We start from the raw sequence: 16689 nt of genomic DNA, 5'->3' as shown, positions 1-16689 counted from the left end.
GTTCGCTCTCGTCGGAGACTAGCGGCCATGGCCGCTGGAGTCAGCGAGAACAGACGAAAAGTCCTGGTCAGCCTGCGCCGAGCCGTACATATCGGGCATTTCTCCCCGGATTTGAGCCGGCGGTCGCTCTCAGGCCGCTCCGACCGCCGCTCTGATCTCGTCCGCGAAGCGCTCCGCGGAGTCGCGCAGGGCCGTGACATCGGGTCCGTGCCGCAGCACACCCCGGCTGACGTTCGGCACGACGTTGCGCACGGCCGCGCCGAAGACGCCGGGAAGGTCGGCCGGGGTCGCGCCCTGCGCCCCGATGCCGGGGGCGAGCAGCGGGCCGTTGATGCCGAGGTCGTACGAGGACAGGTCGCCCAGCGTCGCCCCGACGACCGCTCCGAAGGACCCCAGGGGCGTCTCTCCCGCGTTCTCCGCCGCGAGGTGCCCGAGGACGGTGGCCGCGACGGTCCGCCCGTCCTCGCGCACCGCGTGCTGCACCTCGGCGCCCTCCGGGTTGGAGGTGAGGGCGAGCACGAAGAGCCCGGCGCCGCTCTCGCGGGCGAGGTCGACGGCCGGCTTCAGGGAGCCGTAGCCGAGGTAGGGCGACACCGTGAGCGCGTCGCTGAAGAGCGGCGAGTCCTTGCGCAGGAAGGTCTCGGCGTACGCGGCCATGGTCGAGCCGATGTCGCCGCGCTTGGCGTCCATGACGACCAGGGCGCCGGCGGCCCGCAGCTCCTCGACCGCCTTCTCCAGGACGGCGATGCCGCGCGAGCCGAAGCGCTCGAAGAAGGCGCTCTGCGGCTTGAAGACGGCGACGGTCCCGGCCAGCGCCTCCACGACGGTCCGCGTGAACCGCTCCAGGCCCGCGATGTCGTCGTTCAGGCCCCACGCGGTGAGCAGCGAGGCGTGCGGGTCGATGCCGACGCACAGGGGGCCGCGCTCGTCCATGGCGTGGCGCAGGCGCGTGCCGAAGGGCTCCAGGGGGCTCATGCGGTGACCTCTCGCTTCCTGACATCGGCGCCGACGGCGTCGGCGAGGGTGGCGTACGGGCTGGTCCGCAGGCGTGCGGCGAGGCCCTTGTGGATCGTGCGGCCCCAGAACGGCCCTTCGTAGATGAAGGCGCTGTAGCCCTGGACCAGGGTGGCGCCCGCGAGGATGCGCTGCCAGGCGTCCTCGGCGTTCTCGATGCCGCCGACGCCCACGAGCGTGATCCGGTCGCCCACGCGCGCGTAGAGGCGGCGCAGGACCTCCAGGGAGCGCTCCTTCAGCGGGGCGCCCGAGAGGCCGCCGGTCTCTCCGTAGAGGGCGGGTTCGGATGTCAGACCGAGGCTCTCGCGCGCGATGGTGGTGTTCGTGGCGATGATGCCGTCCAGGCCGAGCTCGACGGCGAGGTCGGCGACCGCGTCGATGTCCTCGTCGGCCAGGTCCGGCGCGATCTTGACGAGCAGCGGGACGCGGCGGCCCTCGACGCTGCGGTCGGCGGCCTCGCGCACGGCCGTCAGGAGGGGCCGCAGCGACTCGGTGGCCTGGAGGTTGCGCAGGCCGGGGGTGTTGGGCGAGGAGACATTCACCACGAGGTAGTCGGCGTGGCGGGCGAGCCGCTCGGTCGACTTCACGTAGTCGGCGGCGGCCTCCTCCTCGGGGACGACCTTGGTCTTGCCGATGTTCACGCCCACGACGGTCTTGAAGACCGCCGTGCGGGCCGCCAGGCGGGCCGCCACGGCCGCCGAGCCCTCGTTGTTGAAGCCCATGCGGTTGATCAGCGCGCGGTCCTGCACGAGGCGGAACAGCCGCTTCTTGGGGTTGCCGGGCTGCGGCTCACCCGTGACCGTGCCGATCTCGATGTGGTCGAAGCCGAGCATCGACATGCCGTCGATCGCGACGGCGTTCTTGTCGAAGCCCGCCGCGAGCCCGAAGGGGCCGTGCATCCGAAGCCCGAGGGCCTCGGTGCGCAGCTCCTTGTGGCGCGGCGCGAGGACGGCCGCGACGAAGGTGCGCAGCACAGGGATGCGGGCCGCGAGGCGGATCCAGCGGAAGGCCAGGTGGTGGGCCTGTTCCGGGTCCATGCGTTTGAAGACGACGTTGAAGAAGAGCTTGTACATGAGTGTCCTCGGGGGTCCTCACCAGAAGGGGGACACCGTCTCCGGTGTCCCCCTTCTGGGCTGCTAGTCGCGGGTCGCGGTCAGGTGTTCCGCGTGTTCCTGGAGTGACCGGACGCCCACGTCGCCGCGGCCCAGCGCGTCAATGCCCTGGACGGCCGCGGCGAGCGCCTGGACCGTGGTCAGACACGGCACGGAGCGTGCCACTGCGGCGGTGCGGATCTCGTAGCCGTCGAGGCGGCCGCCGGTGCCGTACGGGGTGTTGACGATGAGGTCGACGCCGCCGTCGTGGATGAGCTGGACGATGGTCTTCTCGCCGTTCGGGCCCTCGCCCTCGGACTGCTTGCGCACCACCGTGGCGTTGAGGCCGTTGCGCTTGAGGACCTCGGCCGTGCCGGACGTGGCGAGCAACTCGAAGCCGTGCGCGACGAGTTCACGCGCCGGGAAGATCATCGAGCGCTTGTCGCGGTTGGCCACCGAGATGAAGGCGCGGCCCTTGGTCGGCAGCGGGCCGTACGCGCCGGCCTGCGACTTGGCGTACGCGGTGCCGAACACCGAGTCGATGCCCATGACTTCGCCCGTGGAGCGCATCTCCGGACCGAGGACGGTGTCGACGCCGCGGCCGTGGATGTCGCGGAAGCGCGACCACGGCATGACGGCCTCCTTGACGGAGATCGGCGCGTCCATGGGGAGCGTGCCGCCGTCACCGACGGCCGGCAGCATGCCCTCGGCGCGCAGCTCGGCGACGGTCGCGCCGAGCGAGATGCGCGCGGCGGCCTTGGCCAGCGGCACCGCGGTCGCCTTCGAGGTGAAGGGGACGGTGCGCGACGCGCGCGGGTTGGCCTCAAGGACGTAGAGGATGTCCCCGGCCATCGCGAACTGGATGTTGATCAGACCGCGTACGCCGACGCCCTTGGCGATGCCCTCCGTGGAGGCGCGCAGGCGCTTGATGTCGAAGCCGCCGAGCGTGATCGGGGGCAGCGCGCACGCCGAGTCGCCGGAGTGGATGCCGGCCTCCTCGATGTGCTCCATGACGCCGCCGAGGTAGAGCTCCTCGCCGTCGTAGAGCGCGTCCACGTCGATCTCGATGGCGTCGTCGAGGAAGCGGTCGACGAGCACCGGCCGCGTGGGGCTGATCTCGGTCGACTCCTCGATGTACGCGGAGAGGCGGGTCTCGTCGTAGACGATCTCCATGCCGCGCCCGCCGAGCACGTACGAAGGACGGACGAGGACGGGGTAGCCGATCTCGTCGGCGATGGCCTTCGCCTCCGCGAACGTCGTCGCGGTGCCGTGCTTCGGCGCGGGGAGCCCGGCCTCGGCGAGCACCCGGCCGAAGGCGCCGCGGTCCTCGGCGGCGTGGATGGCCTCCGGTGAGGTGCCGACGATCGGCACGCCGTTGTCCTTGAGCGCCTGGGCCAGGCCCAGCGGGGTCTGGCCGCCGAGCTGGACGATGACGCCCGCGATCGGTCCGGCCTGCGCCTCGGCGTGGACGATCTCCAGGACGTCCTCCAGGGTGAGCGGCTCGAAGTAGAGCCGGTCGGAGGTGTCGTAGTCCGTGGAGACGGTCTCCGGGTTGCAGTTGACCATCACGGTCTCGTAGCCCGCGTCGCTGAGCGCGAAGGAGGCGTGGACGCAGGAGTAGTCGAACTCGATGCCCTGGCCGATGCGGTTCGGGCCCGAGCCGAGGATGATCACCGCGGGCTTCTCGCGCGGGGCGACCTCGCTCTCCTCGTCGTACGAGGAGTAGAAGTACGGCGTCTTCGCGGCGAACTCGGCGGCGCAGGTGTCGACCGTCTTGTAGACCGGGCGCACGCCGAGGGCCTGGCGCACCTCGCGCACGACGTCCTCGCGCAGGCCGCGGATCTCGGCGATCTGGGCGTCGGAGAAGCCGTGCCGCTTGGCCTCGGCCAGCAGGTCGGCGTCCAGGCGCTCGACGGCGGCCAGCTCGTCGGCGAGCTCCTTGATGAGGAAGAGCTGGTCGACGAACCACGGGTCGATCTTCGTGGCGTCGAAGACCTCCTCGGGGGTGGCGCCCGCGCGGATGGCCTGCATGACGGAGTTGATGCGGCCGTCGGTGGGGCGCACCGCCTCGCGCAGCAGCTCGGCCTTGTCGCCGGGCTCGCCCACGAAGGTGAACTGCGAGCCCTTCTTCTCCAGCGAGCGCAGCGCCTTCTGCAGGGCCTCGGTGAAGTTGCGGCCGATGGCCATGGCCTCGCCGACCGACTTCATGGTGGTGGTGAGGGTGGAGTCGGCGCTCGGGAACTTCTCGAAGGCGAACCGCGGGGCCTTCACGACGACGTAGTCGAGGGTCGGTTCGAAGGACGCCGGCGTCTTCTCGGTGATGTCGTTCGGGATCTCGTCCAGCGTGTAGCCGACGGCCAGCTTCGCCGCGATCTTCGCGATCGGGAAGCCGGTGGCCTTCGACGCGAGCGCCGAGGACCGCGACACGCGCGGGTTCATCTCGATGACGATGACCCGGCCGTCCTCGGGGTTCACCGCGAACTGGATGTTGCAGCCGCCGGTGTCGACGCCGACCTCGCGGATGATCGCGATGCCGACGTCCCGCAGGATCTGGTACTCGCGGTCGGTGAGCGTCATCGCCGGGGCCACGGTGACCGAGTCACCGGTGTGCACGCCCATCGGGTCGAAGTTCTCGATGGAGCAGACGACCACGACGTTGTCGTTCCGGTCGCGCATCAGCTCCAGCTCGTACTCCTTCCAGCCGAGGATGGACTCCTCCAGGAGCACCTCGGTGGTCGGCGAGAGGGTGAGGCCCTGACCGGCGATGCGGCGCAGCTCCTCCTCGTCGTGCGCGAAGCCGGAACCGGCGCCGCCCATGGTGAAGGAGGGGCGGACGACGACGGGGTAGCCGCCGAGCTCGTCGACGCCCTTGAGGACGTCGTCCATGGAGTGGCAGATGTACGAGCGGGCGGACTCGCCGTGCCCGATCTTCTTCTTGACCTCTTCGACGACGCCCTTGAAGAGGTCGCGGTCCTCGCCCTTGTTGATGGCCTCGACGTTGGCTCCGATGAGTTCGACGCCGTACTTCTCCAGGACGCCCTGCTCGTGCATGGAGATGGCCGTGTTGAGGGCCGTCTGGCCGCCCAGCGTCGGCAGGAGGGCGTCGGGGCGCTCCTTGGCGATGATCTTCTCGACGAACTCGGGGGTGATCGGCTCGACGTACGTGGCGTCGGCGATCTCCGGGTCGGTCATGATCGTCGCCGGGTTGGAGTTGACGAGGATGACGCGCAGGCCCTCGGCCTTGAGAACGCGGCACGCCTGGGTACCGGAGTAGTCGAACTCCGCGGCCTGGCCGATGACGATCGGGCCGGAGCCGATGACCAGGACGGACTGGATATCGGTGCGCTTAGGCACGCTGGGCTCCTTCTGCGGTCATCAGCGATACGAAACGGTCGAAGAGGTACGCGGCGTCGTGCGGGCCGGCGGCGGCTTCGGGGTGGTACTGGACGGAGAAGGCCGGCTGGTCGAGCAGCTGGAGGCCTTCCACGACGTTGTCGTTGAGGCAGACGTGGGAGACCTCGGCGCGGCCGAAGGGGGTCTCGCTGGCCTTGTCGAGCGGCGCGTCCACGGCGAAGCCGTGGTTGTGCGCGGTGACCTCGACCTTGCCGGTGGTGCGGTCCTGCACCGGCTGGTTGATGCCGCGGTGGCCGTACTTCAGCTTGTACGTGCCGAAGCCGAGGGCGCGGCCGAGGATCTGGTTGCCGAAGCAGATGCCGAAGAGCGGCGTCTTCCGCTTGAGGACGGCGGTCATCAGCGCGACCGGCCCTTCGGCGGTGGCGGGGTCGCCGGGGCCGTTGGAGAAGAAGACTCCGTCGGGGGCGACGGCGTACACGTCCTCCTCGGTGGCGGTCGCGGGCAGCACGTGCACCTCGATGCCGCGCTCGGCCATGCGGTGCGGGGTCATGCCCTTGATGCCGAGGTCGATGGCGGCGACGGTGAACTTCTTCTCGCCGACCGCCGGGACGACGTAGGCCTCCTTGGTGGCGACCTCCTCGTACAGGCTGGCGCCCTTCATCTGGGGCTGTGCCTGCACGCGGGCGACCAGCTCGGCGTCGGCGGCCAGCGCCTCGCCGGAGAAGATGCCGGAGCGCATGGAGCCGCGCTCGCGCAGGTGGCGGGTGAGGGCGCGGGTGTCGATCCCGGAGATGCCGACGACGCCCTGGCGCGACAGCTCGTCGTCGAGGGAGCGCGCGGAGCGCCAGTTGGAGGGGATGCGGGCGGGGTCGCGGACCACGTAGCCGGAGACCCAGATGCGGTCCGACTCGTCGTCCTCGTCGTTCCAGCCCGTGTTGCCGATCTGGGGGGCGGTGGCGACGACGATCTGGCGGTCGTACGACGGGTCGGTGAGGGTCTCCTGGTAGCCGGTCATGCCGGTGGAGAACACCGCTTCGCCGAAGGTCTCCCCCACGGCCCCGTAGGCACGGCCGCGGAAGACGCGGCCGTCCTCCAGGACGAGTACGGCGGAAACCTTGCCGGTTCCCCTTGTGGAGGTCGTCATCGTGCGGTGCCTTCCGTAGTGCTGGTGTTGATCATGTTGCTGATGGCCTCGACCCACTCGGACTGCTCGGCCGCGTGGTCCGAGCGGAAGCCGGAGTCGAGCAGCTTCCCGCCGTGTTCCCAGGTGACGATCAGCAGACCGCCCTCCGTGAGGACCTTGCCCGCGATGCCCTTGTCGAGGCGGGCCTCGCGCAGCTGTGCGACCGGGATGAAGAAGTCGGTCGCGCCGGGGCGTACGACGTCCAGGCCCGCGTCGGTGAGCGTCAGCTCGACGCGGCTGCGGGTGCCCAGGCCGTGCGCCACGATGCGGTCGAGCCACTGCCCTGCCGTGGTCGAGCCGTGGTAGCGGCCGCTCAGCTCAAGTCTGGCCGGGCCGGAGTCATCCGGCGCGGCGGGCAGTTCGGGCAGGTCGCCCTGGAGCGTGCCGCGCCACTTCCAGCCCTCGCGCATCAGCCAGTAGACGAGCGCGATGAAGAGCAGGAGTCCGATGACCCAGCCGAGGCGCGCGGCCCAGTCGGTCACCTCCGCCGATTCCTTCTCGGCGGCCAGTTCCAGAAGAGGTGTTCCCAGCGGAGATGTCACGTGAGCTTCCCGTCGTCGAGCGTGGCCCGACCCCGGAGCCACGTGTGCGTGACGCGGCCCGGCAGCTCACGGCCCTCGTAGGGAGTGTTGCGGCTGCGCGAGGCGAAGCCCGCGGGGTCCACTTCCCCACGGTAATCGGCGTCGACCAGGACGAGGTTCGCGGGCTCACCTGCCGAGACGGGGCGTCCGTGGCCGGTGGCCTGTCCGATCCGCGCGGGCTTGAAGGACATCCGGTCGGCGACGGCCTCCCAGGTCAGCAGGCCGGTCTCGACCATCGTCTGCTGGACGACGGAGAGCGCGGTCTCCAGGCCGACCATGCCCATGGCGGCCGCGGCCCACTCGCAGTCCTTGTCCTCGTGGGGGTGCGGGGCGTGGTCGGTGGCGACGATGTCGATGGTGCCGTCGGCGAGGGCCTCACGGAGCGCCATGACGTCGCGCTCGGTGCGCAGCGGGGGGTTGACCTTGTAGACGGGGTTGTAGGAGCGCACCAGCTCATCCGTGAGGAGGAGGTGGTGCGGGGTGACCTCGGCGGTGACGTCGATGCCGCGCGACTTGGCCCAGCGCACGATTTCGACCGACCCGGCGGTCGACAGGTGGCAGATGTGCACCCTGGAGCCCACGTGCTCGGCGAGCAGCACGTCGCGCGCGATGATCGATTCCTCGGCGACGGCGGGCCAGCCGCCGAGGCCGAGCTCGGCGGAGACGACGCCCTCGTTCATCTGGGCGCCCTCGGTGAGCCGCGGCTCCTGCGCGTGCTGCGCGACGACGCCGCCGAAGGCCTTCACGTACTCCAGGGCGCGGCGCATGATCACGGCGTCGTCGACGCACTTGCCGTCGTCGGAGAAGACGGTGACCCCGGCGGCGGACTCGTGCATGGCGCCGAGCTCGGCGAGCTTCTTGCCCTCCAGGCCGACGGTGACGGCGCCGATGGGCTGCACGTCGCAGTAGCCGGACTCCTTGCCGAGCCGGTAGACCTGCTCGACGACGCCGGCGGTGTCGGCGACGGGGAAGGTGTTGGCCATGGCGAACACGGCGGTGTAGCCACCGGAGGCGGCGGCGCGGGTGCCGGTCAGGACGGTCTCGGAGTCCTCACGGCCGGGCTCGCGCAGGTGGGTGTGGAGGTCGACGAGGCCGGGGAGCAGCACCTTGCCCTCGGCCTCGACGACGGTCGCGCCCTCGGCGGTCAGGCCCGTGCCGACGGCCTCGATGGTCTCGCCGTCGATCAGGACGTCCTGCGCCTCGCCGCCGAGCACCTTCGCACCACGGATCAGGATCTTGCTCATGGGTCTTACTTCTCCTCGGAACCGGTGGGGCGGGTGTGGGTGACGGCAGGCTCGTTGCCGCCGAGCAGCAGGTAGAGGACGGCCATGCGGATGGAGACTCCGTTGGCGACCTGTTCGACGACCGTGCAGCGGTCGGAGTCGGCGACCTCGGCGGTGATCTCCATGCCGCGGACCATGGGTCCGGGGTGCATGACGATGGCGTGCTCGGGCATCTTCGCCATGCGCTCGCCGTCCAGGCCGTAGCGCCGCGAGTACTCGCGCTCGGTGGGGAAGAACGCGGCGTTCATGCGCTCGCGCTGCACCCGCAGCATCATCACGGCGTCGGACTTGGGCAGCACCCGGTCCAGGTCGTACGAGACCTCGCAGGGCCACTGCTCGACGCCGACCGGCACGAGGGTGGGCGGGGCGACGAGGGTGACCTCGGCGCCGAGGGTGTGCAGCAGGTCGACGTTGGAGCGGGCGACGCGGCTGTGCAGGACGTCGCCGACGATGGTGATGTGCTTGCCCGCCAGGTCCTGGCCGAGGCCCGCGTCGGGTCCGACGAGGCGGCGCCGCATGGTGAAGGCGTCGAGCAGGGCCTGGGTGGGGTGCTGGTGGGTGCCGTCGCCCGCGTTGATGACGGCGGCGTCGATCCAGCCGGACGTGGCGAGGCGGTAGGGCGCGCCGGACGCGCCGTGCCGGATGACGACGGCGTCGACGCCCATCGCCTCCAGGGTCTGCGCGGTGTCCTTCAGGGACTCGCCCTTGGAGACGCTGGAGCCCTTGGCGGCGAAGTTGATGACGTCGGCGGAGAGGCGCTTCTCGGCGGCCTCGAAGGAGATCCGGGTCCGGGTCGAGTCCTCGAAGAAGAGGTTGACCACGGTGCGGCCGCGCAGGGCGGGCAGTTTCTTGATCGGCCGGTCGGCGACCCGGGCCATCTCCTCGGCCGTGTCGAGGATGAGGACGGCGTCGTCGCGGGAGAGGTCGGCGGCCGAGATGAGGTGTCGCATCATCTGCGTGTACTCCGGTGTGTGGAGGTCTGCGGGCGCGCGGGCGCACAGGGGTGTGCCCCTGGGCCCGTGAGGGAGGAAACCGGTCTTACGCGGAGGCGGGCTTGGCGCCGAGCAGCACGGCGTCGCGGCCGTCCTCCTCGGCGAGCTGCACCTTGACCGTCTCCCGCAGCGACGTGGGGAGGTTCTTGCCCACGTAGTCGGCACGGATGGGCAGTTCGCGGTGGCCGCGGTCGACGAGGACGGCGAGCTGCACCGCGCGGGGGCGGCCGATGTCGTTCAGCGCGTCGAGGGCGGCGCGGATGGTGCGGCCGGAGAAGAGCACGTCGTCGACGAGGACGACCAGGCGGCCGTCGATGCCCTCGCCGGGGATCTCGGTGCGGGCCAGCGCGCGCGGCGGATGCATGCGCAGGTCGTCGCGGTACATGGTGATGTCGAGGGAGCCGACCGGGATCGTGCGGCCGGTGATCTCTTCGAGCTTCTCGGCGAGCCGACGGCCGAGGAAGACGCCTCGGGTGGGAATGCCGAGGAGGACCACGTCGTCGGCGCCCTTGGCGCGCTCGACGATCTCGTGGGCGATGCGGGTCAGCACCCGCGCGATGTCGGGCCCTTCGAGTACGGGGCGGGCGACAGCGGAGTCTTTGGTGTCCTGCGTGTCCATATGAAAACGGACCTCCTTCTCCGCCTCACGGGACGGACCTTAAAGGACGTCGAAATTGCGCCAGTCATGCTACCAGTACCCGGCTCTCAGCACGTCATCGGCCTCCACCGAAGGGGCGGTAAGGACCTTTCGGCTTGACGCAGGCAAGTAACGCTGCGTAACCTCACAGTGAGTTACCAGCCACGCGGCGGAGCCGCATGATGTCGCAGCGTCCGGGGAGCTATATGTCCAGCGAATACGCCAAGCAGCTCGGGGCCAAGCTCCGCGCGATCCGTACCCAGCAGGGCCTTTCCCTCCACGGAGTCGAGGAGAAGTCCCAGGGACGCTGGAAGGCGGTCGTCGTGGGGTCGTACGAGCGCGGCGACCGTGCCGTGACCGTGCAGCGCCTCGCCGAGCTGGCGGACTTCTACGGCGTCCCGGTGCAGGAGCTTCTTCCCGGCACGGCTCCCGGTGGTGCCGCCGAGCCGCCGCCGAAGCTCGTCCTCGACCTGGAGCGCCTCGCGCACGTCCCGCAGGAGAAGGCGGGTCCGCTGCAGCGCTATGCCGCCACGATCCAGTCCCAGCGCGGTGACTACAACGGCAAGGTGCTCTCGATCCGCCAGGACGACCTGCGCACCCTCGCCGTCATCTACGACCAGTCGCCCTCGGTCCTGACCGAGCAGCTGATCAGCTGGGGCGTCCTGGACGCGGACGCGCGTCGCGCCGTCGCCCACGAAGAGGTCTGACCGCAGCGCGACGCAGCAGCAGAAACGTGCCGCCGGGGTGGCCGCAGCCGAAAGGCCGCGCCCACCCCGGCGTTTTTCTTGTTTCTCTCCGGTTCTCCGGCGAATTAACCGCGCGGAAGAAGCGGAAAACCCGGCGGGCCCGCAGCGGTTTGCTGCGGGCCCTCCGGTTGACGTACGACGACGCCTTACGACTCGTCGCGGCGCAGGGACGGCTTCAGGTCCTTGAAGCGTCCGAGCAGTCCGTTGATGAAGGACGGCGACTCGTCCGTGGAGAACTCCTTGGCGAGCTCGACCGCCTCGTCGATCACCACGGCGTCCGGCGTCCCGTCGACCCATACGAGTTCGTAGGCGCCGAGCCGCACGATGTTCCGGTCGACGACCGGCATGCGGTCCAGGGTCCATCCGACGGCGTACTGCGAGATGAGTTCGTCGATGCGGCGCTCATGCTCCGCGTACCCCTCGACGAGCTCCATCGTGTACTCGCTCACCGGCGGCTGCCGGGTGTCGGACCGCGAGTGGCGCACCCAGTCGGCGAGGACCGTCAGGACGTCCGTTCCGCGCTGGTCCGCCTCGAAGAGGATCTGGAAGGCGCGCTTGCGGGCCGTGTTACGAGCAGCCACGGTTAGCTGTTCACCCGGCCGAGGTAGTCGCTGGTACGGGTGTCGACCTTGATCTTCTCGCCGGTGGTGATGAAGAGCGGCACGTTGATCTGGTGGCCGGTCTCCAGGATGGCGGGCTTGGTGCCGCCCGTGGAGCGGTCGCCCTGGACGCCCGGCTCGGTCTCCTGGATGACGAGCTCGACGGCGGCGGGCAGCTCGACGAAGAGCACCTCGCCCTCGTGCTGCGCGACCGTGGCCGTGAAGCCCTCGATCAGGAAGTTGGCGGCGTCGCCGACGGCCTTCTTGTCGATGTGCAGCTGGTCGTAGGTCTCCATGTCCATGAAGACGAAGTACTCGCCGTCCATGTAGGAGAACTGCATGTCGCGCTTGTCGACAGTGGCCGTCTCGACCTTGACGCCGGCGTTGAACGTCTTGTCGACGACCTTGCCGGAGAGCACGTTCTTGAGCTTGGTGCGCACGAAGGCCGGGCCCTTGCCGGGCTTGACGTGCTGGAACTCGACGACGGACCAGAGCTGGCCGCCTTCGAGCTTGAGCACCATGCCGTTCTTGAGGTCGTTCGTGGAAGCCACGGTTGCGGAATCTCCTGCACTGACTGACTGGTGGACGACCCCGGGCGGGCACGCGCGCTAGAGCGCGAGCAGTTCCTTGGTCGTGATGGTGAGTAGCTCGGGTCCGCCGTCCGCCTCGGGGCGCACGACGAGCGTGTCATCGATCCGGACACCACCCCGGCCAGGGAGGTGAACCCCCGGTTCGACGGTGACCGGCACGCAAGCGTCCAGTTTACCCATGGCCGCGGGCGCCAATTGAGGGTCCTCGTCGATTTCGAGCCCCACACCGTGTCCAGTCAGCGGAGCAAGGGCCTCCGCATAGCCCGCTGAGTCCAGTACGTGGCGTGCCGCGCGGTCCACGTCACGGCAGGCGGCGCCGGGTACGAGGGCCTCACGGCCGGCCCGTTGCGCGGCGAAGACCAGGTCGTACAACTCGATCTGCCAGTCGGCGGGCGAGGTGCCGATGACGAACGTACGCCCGATCTCGCAGCAGTAGCCGCGATACGTCGCCCCCAGGCACACGGAGAGGAAGTCTCCCTCCTCCACCCGCCGGTCCGAGGGCCGGTGGCCGCCCTTCCCCGAATTCGGGCCGGTGGCCACGGAGGTCGGGAACGCGGGGCCGTCGGCGCCGTGGTCGACGAGCCGCCGCTCCAGCTCCAGCGCGAGGTGCCGCTCCGTACGCCCCACGAGAATGGACTCCAGCAGCTCCCCCAGCGCTTGATCGGCGATCTCGGCGGCGATCCGCAGACACGAGAGTTCGTCGGCGTCCTTCACCAGACGCAGCTGCTCGACGGCCGTTCCGAGGTCCGTCAGGCGCAGCCGGGGCGCGACCGAACCGAGCGCACGGTGCCGGGCGACGGTCAGGTGGTGCTCCTCGACGGCGAGCGCGCCGACGCCCGCGGCAGCCGCGAGGTCGGCTCCGGCGACGGCCGGGTCGGCGCCCGGCGCGGGCAGCACCTGCACCTTCAGTGCTTCGTCGGGCCGCCCCTCGCCCTGCTGCGCACCGGGCGGACGCCCGCACAGCAGTACGTCCTCGGCAGTGCCGAGGAGGAGCACGGCGCCGCGGGGCGCCGCACCGGCGAGATAGCGGACGTTGGCGGGCCGGGAGACCAACGCCGCCGCGCCACCACCGGCGGCACACCGCTCCCGAACCCGCTCCCTGCGGACCGCGTACACCTCTGACATGGGGCGAGCCTACGAGCGCCGCCGCCACACGGCCCGGCGGACGCGTCCGACCGGGCGTCGGCCACCGCCCCCGGCCCTCAGCTGTCGCAGCCGACCCCGTCACCATCCCGGTCCAGGTGCCTGCCGTAGCCCGGCTCACCCTGACGCACCGGAGCAGCACCGGCCGCTCGGGCCTCGGAGCAGTTCTCGTAGTACACGGCCCCGCCACCGCCCCCGGACCCACCCGAGCCACCGTCGTCGGACCCGCCGCCCGCCGGAGCCTCCGTGACCGTGGCGGTCGCCTTGACGGTCTTCGTCGACCGCACCGTGACGGTCGGCGCCGGCCCGGCCTCCGGGCTCTTCGTCACCGTCGCCGTAGCAGTCGCGGTCTTGGTCGCGGTGACAGTCGGTGCCGCGTCGGCCTTCTTCTCGCCGGTGGTGTCGTCCCCGCCGGTCCCGATCCCGACGCCCACGAACAGGGCGAGGACGAGGGCAGGGAGGACGTATCGCTTCCGGGGGCATGACCGTAGTACCGCCCTCGGACGGCGTGAAGGCGGTGGGAAGGCTTGGTGGCTCAACTGTGACCGAGGGGTGGTGCTACCACTTCGGGGGGCTTGCGATGGCGCGGGCCAGGACGTCGTCCAGGATGCGGGCCGTGGCGGGGACGTCCAGCTGGGAGTTGTCGATGATGGGCAGGCCCGAGCCGTACCAGCCGGCCATGCGGCCGTGGATGCGGGCCACTTCCTCGTCGGAGAGGCGGCGGTTGCCGCTGCGCTCCGCATTCCGCTCCAGGACGATCTCCAGGCCCGGGAGGAGGACGACGGGCAGCAGGCCGGGACCCACGTGCCGCTTCCAGCCGCCGAGGCCGACGACCGGGCGGTCGGGGAAGACCGCGTCGTCGAGGATGCACGAGATGCCGTTGGCCAGGAAGTTCCGCGCGGCGAAGCCGCAGGTGCGGCGGGCCAGGCGGTACTGCGCCTCGGAGTGGTCGTTCCACCCCGACTGGGGGTCGGCGAACCCCGAGCGCACCCATTCGCGCACGTCGTCGAGGCTGATGTGGGCGGTGGGCACACGGCGGTGCTCGGCCCAGTACTTCGCGACGCTCGTCTTGCCCGCGCCCGCGGGCCCGATGAGCAGCACGGCGAGTGTCGTGCCGCCGGTGTCGGTCTGTGCCGTGCCCGGCGGGGGGCTCGGCACGGCCACCGGGCCGCCCGGCGGCAGCTGTACGTGCCCCGTCTGCCCCGGGGTGTCCGGCGGCGGGGGCACCGGGCCGGGCCCGTGCTGGGGGGCCTGAGGGGGCTGGGGCGCCGCGTGCGGAGCCGCCGGGGCGTGCGGCATCGGCGCCTGCCCCGGCGCGTGAGCGGCCTGCGGCGCCTGCCCCGGAGCATGCGGGGCGGACGGCGGGACAGGACCGCCCGTGAAGCCGGGCGCGGAAGGCACTGCTCCGTGCGGCGCCGCTCCGGGGGGCGGAGCGGTCGGGTGGTGTGCGGCCGGCGACCAGCCGGTAGCCGGTCCGTGCCCCGGCTGGTGGGGCGGCGGCAGCGGAGATCCCACTGCGTGCTGCATCCGGTGCCACTCCGTCTCGTGCGACTGACGCTGGTCGGGCGGCGGCCGGGCCGCCCGTTACCGAACGGTACCGTCCCCGGCCGCCGTTGTGTGAACGGCCGGGGAGGCCGAGAGGTGCCCGTGGCCGGAACCGGCGGCCACGGAGAGCCGGTTACTGCCCTACTTCGCCGTACGCGGCGAGGAGAACGGCCGGGTCGGGGCCCTCCAGGACGGTCGGCTTGCCGAGGCCGTCGAGGACGATGAAGCGCAGCAGGTCACCGCGGGACTTCTTGTCGACCTTCATGGTCTCCAGGAGCTTGGGCCACTGGTCGTAGCGGTAGGTCAGCGGCAGCCCGACCGATTCGAGGACGGTGCGGTGCCGGTCGGCCGTCGCGTCGTCAAGACGGCCCGCCAGACGGCCGAGTTCGGCCGCGAAGTGCATGCCGACGGAGACCGCGGCGCCGTGCCGCCACTTGTAGCGCTCGTTCTTCTCGATGGCGTGCGCGAGGGTGTGCCCGTAGTTGAGGATCTCGCGGAGGCCCGCCTCCTTGAGGTCGCCCGAGACGACCTCGGCCTTGACCCTGATGGAGCGCTCGATGAGCTCGGCGGTGTGCGGTCCGGCGGGCGTACGGGCCGCCTGCGGGTCCGCCTCGATGAGCTCAAGGATCACCGGGTCGGCGATGAAACCGGCCTTGATGATCTCCGCGAGCCCGGAGACGTAGTCGTTCACGGGCAGCGAGTCCAGTGCCGCCAGGTCGCAGAGGACCCCGGCCGGCGGGTGGAACGAGCCCACCAGGTTCTTGCCCTCGGCGGTGTTGATGCCGGTCTTGCCGCCGACCGCAGCGTCCACCATGCCGAGCACCGTGGTCGGTACGGCGATCCACCGCACGCCGCGCAGCCAGGTCGCGGCCACGAACCCGGCGAGGTCGGTGGAGGCCCCGCCGCCGACGCCGACGATGACGTCGCTGCGTGTGAAGCCGGACTGGCCGAGGGCCTTCCAGCAGTACGCCGCGACCTCCGCCGTCTTGGCCTCCTCGGCGTTCGGGATCTGGATGGCTACGGCCTCGTAGCCCTGGTCGGCGAGGTCCTGGCGGAGCGCGTCGCCGGTCTCGGCGAGCGCCTCGGGGTGGATCACGGCGACCCGCTTGGCCTGGTCGCCGATGAGGCCGGGCAGCTCGCCGAGGAGCTGCCGACCGACCAGGACCTCGTACGGATCCGTGCCGGCGGTGCCACCGACCTGGATACGGGTGGGGGTCTGCTCCGTCGTCATGCTTCCTTCAACTCCAGTGCGTCGAGGACCGCCTGGGCGACCTCATCGGGGGTGCGGCCGTCGGTGGCGACGACCGCGCGGGCGACTTCGGCGTACAGCTGACGGCGGGCGTCCATCAGCTCGCGCCACTGCTTGCGCGGATTGACGGCCAACAGCGGGCGCGCCTGGTTGAGGCCGGTGCGCTTGACGGCCTCCTCGACGTCCATCGAGAGATAGACGACGGGGTGGGCGCCGAGCAGCGCGCGCGTCGTCCCGTCGAGGATCGCGCCGCCGCCGAGGGCGAGGACGCCGTCGTGTGCCGCGAGGGCGTGCGCCACGGCGGCCTTCTCCAGGCCACGGAAGTACGGCTCGCCCTCGTCGACGAAGATGTCGGAGATCTCCCGGCCCTGGGCGGCGACGATGTCGGCGTCGGTGTCCCGGAACGTGACACCCAGCCGCTCGGCGAGCAGCTCACCGACCGTCGTCTTGCCCACACCCATCGGACCGACGAGGACGATCTGCGGACCGGTCACCGGATCTGGAGGTTGTCGAGGTAGGACTCCACGTTGCGCCGTGTCTCGGGCACGCTGTCGCCACCGAACTTCTCGGCGACCGCGTCGGCCAGGACGAGCGCGACCATGGCCTCCGCCACGATGCCGGCCGCCGGCACCGCACACACGTCGGAGCGCTGGTGGTGCGCCTTCGCCGCCTCACCGGTGAC

Annotated in this window: 17 protein-coding genes; 1 reads left to right on the top strand and 16 read right to left on the bottom strand. The window is 70.9% G+C overall.

Translation table 11 applies throughout. The features are described 5' to 3' along the window. Positions 1–129 precede the first annotated feature (129 nt). The 8 genes from pyrF to pyrR form a co-directional block, all read right to left on the bottom strand. Positions 130–975, bottom strand: coding sequence for an orotidine-5'-phosphate decarboxylase (gene pyrF / locus AB0H82_RS20895; protein ID WP_362994766.1), 846 nt, complete (start codon positions 973–975; stop codon positions 130–132). Next, positions 972–2087 (bottom strand): quinone-dependent dihydroorotate dehydrogenase, encoded by a 1116-nt coding sequence (locus tag AB0H82_RS20890; protein ID WP_362994764.1) that lies wholly within the window; start codon positions 2085–2087, stop codon positions 972–974. The genes pyrF and AB0H82_RS20890 overlap by 4 nt, the downstream gene beginning before the upstream one ends. A 63-nt stretch (positions 2088–2150) precedes the next feature. Beyond that, the gene (carB, locus tag AB0H82_RS20885; RefSeq protein WP_362994762.1) at positions 2151–5459 is read right to left on the bottom strand and encodes a carbamoyl-phosphate synthase large subunit; all 3309 of its coding nucleotides are present in this window, start codon (positions 5457–5459) and stop codon (positions 2151–2153) included. Further along, a complete protein-coding gene (gene carA, locus AB0H82_RS20880) occupies positions 5452–6603 on the bottom strand; it encodes a glutamine-hydrolyzing carbamoyl-phosphate synthase small subunit (RefSeq protein ID WP_362994760.1) in 1152 nt (383 codons plus the stop codon). Before carA ends, carB begins: the two co-directional genes overlap by 8 nt. Continuing rightward, on the bottom strand, positions 6600–7184 hold the full coding sequence (locus tag AB0H82_RS20875) for a hypothetical protein (protein WP_362994758.1): 585 nt from the start codon (positions 7182–7184) through the stop codon (positions 6600–6602). Before AB0H82_RS20875 ends, carA begins: the two co-directional genes overlap by 4 nt. Continuing rightward, on the bottom strand, positions 7181–8467 hold the full coding sequence (locus AB0H82_RS20870; protein ID WP_362994756.1) for a dihydroorotase: 1287 nt from the start codon (positions 8465–8467) through the stop codon (positions 7181–7183). Before AB0H82_RS20870 ends, AB0H82_RS20875 begins: the two co-directional genes overlap by 4 nt. Before the next feature lie 5 nt (positions 8468–8472). Continuing rightward, complete coding sequence (locus AB0H82_RS20865; RefSeq protein ID WP_362994754.1) at positions 8473–9459, bottom strand: aspartate carbamoyltransferase catalytic subunit; 987 nt, start codon at positions 9457–9459, stop codon at positions 8473–8475. An 85-nt stretch (positions 9460–9544) separates the two neighbouring features. Beyond that, complete coding sequence (gene pyrR / locus AB0H82_RS20860; RefSeq protein ID WP_362994752.1) at positions 9545–10117, bottom strand: bifunctional pyr operon transcriptional regulator/uracil phosphoribosyltransferase PyrR; 573 nt, start codon at positions 10115–10117, stop codon at positions 9545–9547. 224 nt (positions 10118–10341) lie between these two features. Here pyrR and bldD point away from each other — a divergent pair, with 224 nt between their 5' ends. Then, on the top strand, positions 10342–10842 hold the full coding sequence (bldD, locus tag AB0H82_RS20855; RefSeq protein ID WP_030787240.1) for a transcriptional regulator BldD: 501 nt from the start codon (positions 10342–10344) through the stop codon (positions 10840–10842). A 185-nt stretch (positions 10843–11027) separates the two neighbouring features. Here the strand turns inward: bldD and nusB are convergent, their stop codons facing one another. The 8 genes from nusB to AB0H82_RS20815 form a co-directional block, all read right to left on the bottom strand. Beyond that, a complete protein-coding gene (nusB, locus tag AB0H82_RS20850; protein WP_362994750.1) occupies positions 11028–11462 on the bottom strand; it encodes a transcription antitermination factor NusB in 435 nt (144 codons plus the stop codon). Positions 11463–11464: 2 nt separating this feature from the next. Further along, positions 11465–12031, bottom strand: a complete 567-nt coding sequence (gene efp / locus AB0H82_RS20845; protein ID WP_345647318.1) for an elongation factor P — start codon at positions 12029–12031, stop codon at positions 11465–11467. A 57-nt stretch (positions 12032–12088) separates the two neighbouring features. Further along, positions 12089–13195: an aminopeptidase P family protein gene (locus AB0H82_RS20840; protein ID WP_362994748.1), complete on the bottom strand. Its 1107-nt coding sequence runs from the start codon at positions 13193–13195 to the stop codon at positions 12089–12091. A 77-nt stretch (positions 13196–13272) separates the two neighbouring features. Then, the gene (locus tag AB0H82_RS20835; RefSeq protein WP_362994746.1) at positions 13273–13647 is read right to left on the bottom strand and encodes an excalibur calcium-binding domain-containing protein; all 375 of its coding nucleotides are present in this window, start codon (positions 13645–13647) and stop codon (positions 13273–13275) included. Between the two features lie 124 nt (positions 13648–13771). Next, entirely contained in the window at positions 13772–14740 is a 969-nt protein-coding gene (locus tag AB0H82_RS20830; RefSeq protein WP_362994744.1) for a Pro-rich N-terminal domain-containing protein, read from the bottom strand. Positions 14741–14891: 151 nt separating this feature from the next. Continuing rightward, the gene (aroB, locus tag AB0H82_RS20825) at positions 14892–15989 is read right to left on the bottom strand and encodes a 3-dehydroquinate synthase (RefSeq protein WP_362994742.1); all 1098 of its coding nucleotides are present in this window, start codon (positions 15987–15989) and stop codon (positions 14892–14894) included. Then, positions 15986–16501, bottom strand: coding sequence for a shikimate kinase (locus AB0H82_RS20820; RefSeq protein WP_362994740.1), 516 nt, complete (start codon positions 16499–16501; stop codon positions 15986–15988). The genes aroB and AB0H82_RS20820 overlap by 4 nt, the downstream gene beginning before the upstream one ends. After that, the coding region (locus tag AB0H82_RS20815) for a chorismate synthase (RefSeq protein ID WP_362994738.1) at positions 16498–16689 on the bottom strand (192 nt) is incomplete at its 5' end. The genes AB0H82_RS20815 and AB0H82_RS20820, both read right to left, overlap by 4 nt.

This window comes from Streptomyces sp. NPDC050732 (assembly GCF_040654255.1).
Classification (GTDB): domain Bacteria; phylum Actinomycetota; class Actinomycetes; order Streptomycetales; family Streptomycetaceae; genus Streptomyces.
Note: the sequence above shows the minus strand (reverse complement) of the source record. Positions and strands in the feature narration are given on the sequence as shown.